This window comes from Pseudomonas meliae (genome assembly GCF_001400515.1).
Lineage (GTDB): Bacteria > Pseudomonadota > Gammaproteobacteria > Pseudomonadales > Pseudomonadaceae > Aquipseudomonas > Aquipseudomonas amygdali.
Genome location: NZ_LJQT01000188.1, coordinates 1 through 4,479, shown reverse-complemented (window position 1 = coordinate 4,479; position 4,479 = coordinate 1). Strand labels below are relative to the sequence as shown.

Annotated in this window: 4 protein-coding genes; all 4 read right to left on the bottom strand. The window is 58.0% G+C overall.

Annotated elements, in window-relative coordinates; genetic code table 11:
• A partial coding sequence (locus ALO64_RS08440) for an aliphatic sulfonate ABC transporter substrate-binding protein (RefSeq protein WP_054991692.1) occupies window positions 1-913 on the bottom strand: 913 nt, incomplete at its 3' end.
• A 76-nt stretch (window positions 914-989) separates the two neighbouring features.
• The gene (locus ALO64_RS08435; RefSeq protein WP_044345621.1) at window positions 990-1,949 is read right to left on the bottom strand and encodes a D-isomer specific 2-hydroxyacid dehydrogenase family protein; all 960 of its coding nucleotides are present in this window, start codon (window positions 1,947-1,949) and stop codon (window positions 990-992) included.
• Window positions 1,946-3,292, bottom strand: a complete 1,347-nt coding sequence (locus ALO64_RS08430; protein ID WP_044345620.1) for an LLM class flavin-dependent oxidoreductase — start codon at window positions 3,290-3,292, stop codon at window positions 1,946-1,948. The genes ALO64_RS08435 and ALO64_RS08430 overlap by 4 nt, the downstream gene beginning before the upstream one ends.
• A gap of 157 nt (window positions 3,293-3,449) precedes the next feature.
• Window positions 3,450-3,596 carry a hypothetical protein gene (locus tag ALO64_RS25670; RefSeq protein WP_162840019.1) on the bottom strand — a complete coding sequence of 49 codons (147 nt, stop codon included), beginning with the start codon at window positions 3,594-3,596 and terminating at the stop codon, window positions 3,450-3,452.
• Window positions 3,597-4,479 lie beyond the last annotated feature (883 nt).

The window sequence follows — 4,479 nt, the reverse complement described above, 5'->3', positions numbered from 1 at the left end:
CCCGGGGCGGTTCAATATGCTGTTGTTCGTCCAGTTGATCGTGCGTGACTGGCTGGATCTCATAAGTCCGATGGCTGTTGGCGATTTCGACCGTTTCGATATCCAGATTGCCCCATAAAGGGCTCAGCACCTGGGCGGCTTCGCGCGGGTTGGCTTTGAGCCAGATGCCAGCGCTGTGCAACTGCTCGTAAACCACGCTGAGCACTTGCGGATGAGCCTTGGCGTAACCAGTGCCGGTCAGGTAATAGCGTTTGTAGCTGGACAGCCCCTTGCCGTCAGCCAGGGTGCGCGTTGGCAGTTGCCGTTGTGCGCTGGTCAGGAAGGGTTCCCAGGTGACCCAGGCGTCCACCTTGTTGTTTTCGAAGGCCGCCCGGCCGTCGGCGGGCGACAGGTAGGCGGGCTGAATATCCGAAAATGCCAGACCGGCCTTTTTCAACGCAGCAATCAGCAGGTAGTGAGAGCCCGCTGCCTTGGTGACAGCGACTTTTTTGCCTTTCAGATCCGATAATTGCTGCACGGGCGAGTTTTTGTGGACGATGATTGCCTGCGCGGAAGGCGAGGCCGCTTCCTGGGCAAAGTAGGTCAGCCTGGCCTGCGCTGCCTGGGCAAAGATTGGTACGGTGTCTGCCACATCCGCGCTGATATCGACGTTGCCGACGTTCAGCGCCTCCAGCAGCGGCAGACCACTCGGAAACTCATGCCAGGTGACGGTGACGTCCTGTGGCGCAAGGGCTTTTTCCAGCGTGCCGCGTGTTTTCAGCAGGGTGATCAGCGTGGAAGACTTCTGGTAACCGATCCGCAACGTTTGCTGTGCTTCGACGGGGAGGGCGATGCATAACACCAACGCCCCGAGCAGACCTGCCAGCAGCGGAGGGCGGTATCCAGGTTGTGTGTTTTTTATCGGTTTGGGCATGGCACGCTCGGTATTTGAGGGTGACGCTGAGTTTCAGGAGTTGTATTTCCACGCAGCGTAATGGGTGTGATCTGTGTCAGTAGCCGCGCTGGCGATCAGCCTGATTCTGCAAGGCCTGCCCATTGAGAAAACGCTCAAGGTTGGCCAGAAAGCTGTCGGCTATTTCGTTACGGCTGTTGCTGGAGATCGCCGAGGTGTGCGGTGACAGGCGCACGCGAGGGTGTGAGTACAGTGGATGCCCGTCCGGCAGGGGCTCGGGTTCGGTGACGTCCAGCGAGGCCAGGCCGATGTTTCCATTATCCAGCGCATTGAGCAGCGCTTCATGGTCAAGCAGGCCGCCACGGGCGATGTTGATCAAGTGCAGGCCGGGTTTGGCACTGTTCAGCACCTCGGCGTTGACGATGTGCCGCGTCGCCGGTGTCAACGGCGCGGCCAGTACCAGATTGTCTGCGCGCGCGAACAGGTCGTGAATGTCGCGTGCAGCCTCGACACCGTCAACCTCAAACGGAGCCGGACTTTGCCGCAATGCGATCACGTTGATACCCAGCGCCTGGGTCTTGCTTGCCAGGCTGCGACCGATGGCACCAAAGCCGAGAATCCCGAGCGTGGTGCCCTTGAGCGGCGTCAGGGCGGTGAAGTTCCATTGCGAGTCATGCACCCAGATATCCGGCAGATGCTTGGCTGCGGCAAAAATGGCGGCCAGCGAGAACTCGGCGATGTTTTCTGCCGCGCTGCCCCGCGAGGTGCTCACCGGCGGCCCGTTGAACAGCCAGCCTGGGTAGAAGTCGATACCCGAAGACACCACCTGAATCCACTTCAGGCCATAGGGCCAGCCCGGAGGCGGCGAGGCCGGGGCTTCATAACCACGCACGTTGATAGGGCGCGCCAGCAGAATGCTGACCTCGCCGGGCAAGTCGCTCGGCACTCCGGCAGGTACGCCGATGAGCCTGGCTTCAGGGTGGGTCACTGCAAGCCGCTCGCGAATCACCTGATTGAAATCATCATCCAACTGGCTGGCAATCACGAGTCGAGTCATGCCACCGCCTCGTCAGATTGATGGGCGACAGCCTTCGCATGACGATTGACAGGCACCTCAAGGCCGAGGTTTTCACGTAGCGTATTGCCGCTGTATTCGGTGCGAAACAGTCCGCGTTGTTGCAGCACCGGCACCACCCATTCTGTGAAGTACTGCAGGCCGTCCGGCAGGACGCTATTGATGATGAAACCGTCGGCTGCGCCTGCTTCGAACCACGTTTGTATAGCGTCGGCGACGTGTTGCGGTGTGCCGACAAAGTCACGGCGGGGCAGGGAGAAGCGCAGGGCGACTTCACGCAGGCTCAGGCCTTCGTCTTTGGCCAGTTGCTTGACCCGGTCCGAACCGCCTTTCTGGCTGTTGGAGCCCAGATCGCCCAGTTCCGGGAAGGGTTCGTCCAGTGGATACTGGCTGAAATCGTGATCATTGAAGGGGCGGCCAAGGGCGACAATGGCGTCTTCGATCGTCACCAACTCCACGGCCTGGCGATAGCGGCTCTCCACCTCAGCCTCATCGCGCCCGACAATCGGGCGAATGCCCGGCAGAATCGACAGTGCGTGAGGGTCGCGACCAAAGCCGCCAGCCCTTTGTTTCAGGTCCTGATAATAGACGCGCGCTTCATCGAAACTCTCGGCGTGGACGAAGATCGCGTCTGAGTTCTGAGCGGCGAAGTTACGCCCGGCCTCGGAGGTGCCTGCCTGAAAAATCACCGGCTGACCCTGCTTCGACCGGGCGATGTTGAGCGGGCCTTTCACCGAGAAGAATTCGCCCTTGTGGTTCAGCGCGTGCAGTTTGCCAGGCGTGAAAAATTCGCCTTTCTGCTTGTCGTAGGCGAAGGCGTCGTCTTCCCAAGAATCCCACAGACCTTTGACCACCTCGATGTGCTCTTTGGCGATGCGGTAGCGTTCGGCGTGCGGTGGGTGTTCGCCCTTGCTGAAGTTGTCAGCGGTGCCACTGAGCCAGGAAGTCACCACATTCCAGCCAGCCCGACCGCCACTGATGTGGTCCAGCGAAGCAAACTGGCGAGCTACCTGAAAGGGTTCGGTGTAGCTGACCGTCACCGTTGCCACCAGACCGATATGCCGGGTGGTGGCTGCGAGTGCGGAGAGAATGGTCAACGGTTCGAAACGATTCAGGTAATGCGGACTGGATTTTTCGTGAATGTGCAGGCTGTCGGCGATGAACACAAAATCGAAGCGCGCCGCTTCGGCCAACTGGGTCTGCTGCTGATAAAAGCCGAAATTCACACTGGCGTTGGCCAGTGCGTGCGGATGGCGCCATTCGCCCCAGCCATGGCCGACCCCGTGGACCATTGCGCCAAGTTTAAGGTGTCGTTGTCTGCTCATGGTTTTGCTCCGGACGGTTCAGAAAGGTGGATGCACCTCCGCCTGGAGAAAGGGGTCGGTATAGGATGACGATATGCCTATAAAAACCCGCAGTGAAATTCTATTTTGTTATATGTTAATTATTTAAATATGCATAAATTGAATTTTGCTCGCTGTTTCAGGAGTCAGCCCCGAGGGTTGGCAGCCAATCGCCAAGCAACGGCAGTTTCGTCAGCATGTTCTGCAGCGCCAGAGCATCCCACGGCAGGTGCTCGGCAATGCCAAGGCCGACCACGTCCACGGCGCTGGCTACGTCTGTCAGCAAGCTCCGATCGTCACCTTGGGGGTAACTGCATGCATAAGGTTGTGCGCTATCGTAAAGGACGATATCGCCAGCGCCTTGCCGAGACTCCCTGTCTTGCTGCAATCGCCGGTGATGTAGAGGAAGGCTGGATGCGGGTGAAGGTAACGCTACTCTGATCCCTGACATTCAGTCTGCCGTCAAACGGCGCTTCGTTCAAAGACTGGCTGGTGACCAGGCCATACGTCCGTTATCAGACGTTGATCCAGAGCAAGACCCCTGTTCCGGCAGTGTTTCAAGGTGGTGAAAATAGTTTATATACCTGTGATCCAGCCGTTATGTCCCTACGTATGCAGCGCTCTGCTTACCCAAGCCTTCTAGAACAGGAGTTCCATGGACCCGCGCCTTGCTGGGCTTTCTTTCTTGCTTACCTTGGGATGGACGGGGGCCGTGATTCTCGTCATCTGGTTTTATGCTTGATGACGCAACGGTTTTCAGCAGGGGAAGGAAGTTGTGTACGAAGCGGTCCTTGCCGGTGATCGGGAGGGCCTGACCGGGTGTGTTTTGATAATGGCTAGATAATAGCTAGCTGACAGCGCTAAAGCTAATCTGACTGAAGCCGATGTTTATGTAACGGCTCATTGCCGAGTGACTTCGATAGTTCCACCTGGCTCTGACGGCCTTGAAGTTTGCGCTATGGAAGGCATTGAGAAAGACGATTAACCGGCTTGATCGGCAGGCACCATAGTCAGTCCGCTCCTCATGTTTGAAGCGTTTGACCGGGCCCGCACAGACCGGCGCTTTATAACAATACTTCCATAGATGCTGACTCGCAGAGTATTTTACATGTCGACCACAATTGAAAGCACTCCCAGGGACCGGGCCGAGCTAGGGAGGCGCTGCAAAA